Annotated in this window: 5 protein-coding genes; 3 read left to right on the forward strand and 2 right to left on the reverse strand. The window is 62.1% G+C overall.

Annotation, left to right across the window (positions count from 1 at the left end; translation table 11 throughout):
- Positions 1–961 (forward strand): Hint domain-containing protein (locus KBT70_RS05620; protein ID WP_296629592.1); only part of this gene is annotated, 961 nt, incomplete at its 5' end.
- Positions 962–968: 7 nt separating this feature from the next.
- Here the strand turns inward: KBT70_RS05620 and KBT70_RS05625 are convergent.
- Together KBT70_RS05625 and KBT70_RS05630 are read right to left on the reverse strand one after the other, a co-directional pair.
- Positions 969–2,255 carry a HAMP domain-containing sensor histidine kinase gene (locus KBT70_RS05625; protein WP_296629594.1) on the reverse strand — a complete coding sequence of 429 codons (1,287 nt, stop codon included), beginning with the start codon at positions 2,253–2,255 and terminating at the stop codon, positions 969–971.
- 316 nt (positions 2,256–2,571) lie between these two features.
- Positions 2,572–2,904: a hypothetical protein gene (locus KBT70_RS05630; protein WP_296629595.1), complete on the reverse strand. Its 333-nt coding sequence runs from the start codon at positions 2,902–2,904 to the stop codon at positions 2,572–2,574.
- A 131-nt stretch (positions 2,905–3,035) separates the two neighbouring features.
- Here KBT70_RS05630 and KBT70_RS05635 point away from each other — a divergent pair, with 131 nt between their 5' ends.
- The gene (locus tag KBT70_RS05635; protein WP_296629597.1) at positions 3,036–3,428 is read left to right on the forward strand and encodes a rhodanese-like domain-containing protein; all 393 of its coding nucleotides are present in this window, start codon (positions 3,036–3,038) and stop codon (positions 3,426–3,428) included.
- A 67-nt stretch (positions 3,429–3,495) separates the two neighbouring features.
- A partial coding sequence (locus KBT70_RS05640) for an FAD-dependent oxidoreductase (RefSeq protein WP_296629599.1) occupies positions 3,496–4,074 on the forward strand: 579 nt, incomplete at its 3' end.

Here is a 4,074-nt window from a genome sequence, read left to right on the forward strand (position 1 = left end):
GACACGGCTGTCGTCCGAGGGACGGCCACAGACCCTTCTCGCCTTTAGTCGCAGCCACCCCTGGAGCGGGGGGCTATCGATTCAGGCACTGCCGGGCGGGGGTATCGTCCTGATCGAGACACAGGCCGGGGATGTGCGCCACGCCACCCTGCCCTATCACGCCGACGACCGCACCGACACGCTGCGCCTCACCTATTCCTGGGATGCGCCCGCCCGGTGGGGTCGGCTCTCGCTCGAGCGGCCAGAGATGGACCGCGTTCACAGCATCGCGCTGCCGCCGCCCCATCCGATGCCGCTGGCAGACTTGCGCACGCTGCTGACCGATCCCCGGCAACGCCAGATGGACCCCGACGTCATCTTTGTCGCGCTGTCGAACCGGATCGAACCCATCGGGCCGATGCCCGGACTGACCGCGAATGTGCCGGTCTGCACGCCAAGCGGCTATATGCCCGCAGGTCAGCTCAAACGCGGGCATCTGGTGGATACCGACGAAGGACAGATCGTGCCGGTGCTTCAGACCGTCACGCGGCGTGTGCCCGCCATGGGCAGTTTCCGCCCGGTCCGCCTGCGCGCGCCCTATTTCGGCCTGCGCCGTGATATCACGGTGTCGCCACAGCAGCGCTTGGTGATCCGGGGCTCCGAGGTGGAGTATCTCTTTGGCTGCGAGGCAGTTCTGGTTCCGGCCCGCCATCTGGTGAACGGCTTTTCCGCGCTCTACGCCGAAACACCCGACATCGTGACTTATCATCACCTGCTCTTGCCTGGACATGAAGAAATCATCGTCGCGGGCACCCGCACCGAGAGCCTCTATATCGGGCGGCTGCGGCGCAATCCCGACCTGCTTGGGGCCAGCGTTCTGGCCGGGTTCGACCGCGCCCGCCTGCCGGAACATCCCCGGCCAATCTGGCCGGTGCTCAAACCCTATGAGGCCATAACGCTTGCAATGAACCGCGCGGCTTGAGCGGCAATCAGGCGGTGTTCTCTTCAAAAGCCGCGGGCAGTTCGATCCAGACCCGCGCGCCAATTGGCACGTCGAAATCTATGCCAACGCTGCCCGACATCGCTTCGGCCTTGATCCGCGCGATGGCCAACCCCATCCCTGCGCCAAAGGTCGTGCCCGTGGCGTGGGCCAGCCGCTCGAAGGGCGCGAAGGCCAGTGCCGGATCGACCGCGCCAAATCCGGGGCCGTTGTCGGATACCGTGATCCGGTGATATCCGGCCCGGATACTTCGGATCGCCACGGTGACGCGGCCGCCCGCGCCGCAATAGCGCACACCGTTTTCGACAAGTTGCTCCAACGCCTCTTCAAAGAGGGCCGCCTCGGCCAGAACAAGGGCATCGGTATCCTCTGCCTGCAAGGTGATGCCGCGCTGTGCTGCCTCGTCCCGGTAGGTCTTGACCACGCGCGCGACCACCTCTGCAACCGGTACAGGCACCGGCGTGACCGCCGACCGTCGCGCGGCGATATCGGCGAAATGCATGGTCTTTTCCACCGTTGCCAAAAGCGTCTCGCCCGACTGCATGATGCGGGCAGCAAAATCGGCCTGCTGGGCATCGCCTTTCTTCAAACCATCCTCGCGCAGAAGATCGGCCAGACCGATGACCGCATTCAAGGGCGTGCGCATCTCATGGCTGATGCCCGACAGCAGCACGGTCTTGGCACGGCTCGACTGTTCCGCATCTTGGCGCGCGCGCTTGATCTCGGTCGAATGCTGCGCCGAAACGATGGCGAAATAGAACACGGGATAGACGATGATACTGAAGGCCGTGAGGGCCGCCATCGGGGCATAGAAGCGCACGGCTGCTACCTCGTCGATGATCGGTACCCAGGTGTCATGCAGCACAAACCACGTGAACCACAGGATGATGGGCAGGGCCACCATCGCGGCAATGTGGAACCTGTCCCGATAGATCGAGAAAACCGCAAAGGGAAAGCCCACCATCGGAACCAGCATGATGTCGATATGCCCGTCGACATGCACGACACAAGCGCCCAGAAAGATCGCGACATTGGTCGATGTGAGCCAGCAGGTATTGACCCAAACCAGCGGCAAGTGGTTTTTGAACAGGCGCACAAAGGCAAAACCGCCAAAGGCAAGAAACCCGACAAGGAACACTTCAAGGTGGCCGCTCAGCCCGGTGATCACCATCCAGACAGAGGTGAACACAAGCCCCAGCCAGACAAAGGCAAAGGACAGCTTGCGGCGGCGCGCACTCGGCTCCATCCTGCTGTCGATCCTAGCCTTTTCGAGCATCAGACTGCTGCCTCTACGAAACTTTGCAAAACGGTCCCATGCACAGGTCGTGCCAGCCCTATCGCCTTTTACGATATGGTCCGGACCTAGGTGCGTTCAATCACGGTATTAATACGTTTGAAACGGCCCTTGTGAAATGGAATCTTATTTCAGATCACACGCTTGTCAGGAACACCGGCCAACTTGTGACCTCTCATTCCCCGATAGATTGCGCGCGCCTAACACAATCCCGAAATGGTGCGATCCAAGGTAGAGTTTACGCTGGGGAAAGCCCTCGGGCTTGCGCTGCTTGGTCGCAGGTGGGGCCGGTCAGAGATCAGTCAAAAAACGGCGTCATCTGCGCAACGATGACCGAATTTTCATCCAAGGCGCGCTGCATGAGGGCACGCTCTTCCTCGGAAATGTCATGGCCTTCCGCCTCACGCTCGGCCAAGGTGCCATAGCCTGACACATCAAGCGGCGCGCAATCGGCTTGTTTCAGGATTGCCACGGTTTCACGCACGGCTTCGGCCTCATCCACACCCGAGGCATAGATCATCAGGGCCGCGCCTGTTGCCTTGTCGGGCAGACCATCGCCACTCTTGCGCCCAATTTCGACCAAGAGCGTATAGACCTGTTGCCGATTGGGTTTCTTTTCCGTGTCGCTCATCCCCGGCCCTCCAACGGCCTTACATCTTGCGCAGACCTGAGCCAAGGCGCGTGCAAAGTCAAGCGCACCCACTTTTCTTTGCCCTGCGGCACAGATAGCCTGCACCGAACACAGGCGAAGGAGGGCATCAGATGAAACGGATCAAGGATATGGTGGCAGAGGCGAACGCGGTCGTCCCTCACGCCCCCGCAGAAGAGGTGCTGACGCTGCATGGGGCCGAGGACGTGATCTTTGTCGATCTGCGCGACCCGCGCGAGTTGGAGCGCGATGGCATGATCCCCGGTGCCTTTCATTGTCCGCGCGGGATGCTCGAGTTCTGGATCGACCCCGAAAGCCCCTATGCCAAACCGCAATTCCAGAGCGGCAAGCGCTTTGTATTCTATTGCGCCTCTGGCTGGCGCTCGGCCCTGTCGGCGCGCACCGCGCAGGACATGGGGCTAGAGGGCGTGAGCCATATCAGCGACGGGTTCAAAGGCTGGCAGGCGGCGGGCGGCCCAGTTGGGGAAAAGCCCGGCAAAGGCTGATCACACCCCTTGCATCCCCCACCCGCATTGCGCAACGTGGCGCCGCAATCCAGAGAGGGCGTGGCGCATGTCGAGCAGGATCATTGTCATCGGCGCGGGTATCTGCGGGCTGAGTGCCGCCATCTGGCTGCGCCGCGCAGGCCATGATGTCACTCTGCTGGACAAGGACGGGCCGGGGGCCGGTGCCTCGTTTGGCAATGCTGGCCTTTTGGCGCAATGGGCAATCGTGCCGGTCAACACGCCCGGCGTGATGGGGACAGGGCTGAAATACGCCCTCAATCCCAACAAGCCGCTCTTTATCCAATGGTCCTATTTTCCGCGTCTGATCCCGTGGCTTTTGAAATTCGCGGCCAATGCCAATGACCGTGACACCCGGCGGATGGTGGCGGGGATCACCGGCATTGTCGCGGATAGCCTCGATCAGCATTTGGCACTGACGCGGGGCACGCGGGCGGAAAGATGGGTGGCCTCCAGCGATTTCAGCTATGCCTACGCGAGCCGCGCCGATTTCGAGGCCGATGCCTACGGTTGGGCGCTGAAACGCGCGGCGGGTTACGTGCCAGAGCTGCTGGAAGGCGACGCGGTGCGAGAGGCAGAGCCGATGCTTGGCCCCGCAATACAGTGCCTTGCCACGCTCAAGGGCCAT

Source organism: Roseovarius sp., from assembly GCF_018066915.1.
GTDB lineage: Bacteria > Pseudomonadota > Alphaproteobacteria > Rhodobacterales > Rhodobacteraceae > Roseovarius.

Excerpts from the sequence above, each read along its gene's own strand:
- KBT70_RS05625 (WP_296629594.1), bottom strand. The coding sequence starts at position 2,255 with ATGCTCGAAAAGGCTAGGATCGACAGCAGGATGGAGCCGAGTGCGCGC.
- KBT70_RS05630 (WP_296629595.1), bottom strand. The coding sequence starts at position 2,904 with ATGAGCGACACGGAAAAGAAACCCAATCGGCAACAGGTCTATACGCTC.
- KBT70_RS05635 (WP_296629597.1), top strand. The coding sequence starts at position 3,036 with ATGAAACGGATCAAGGATATGGTGGCAGAGGCGAACGCGGTCGTCCCT.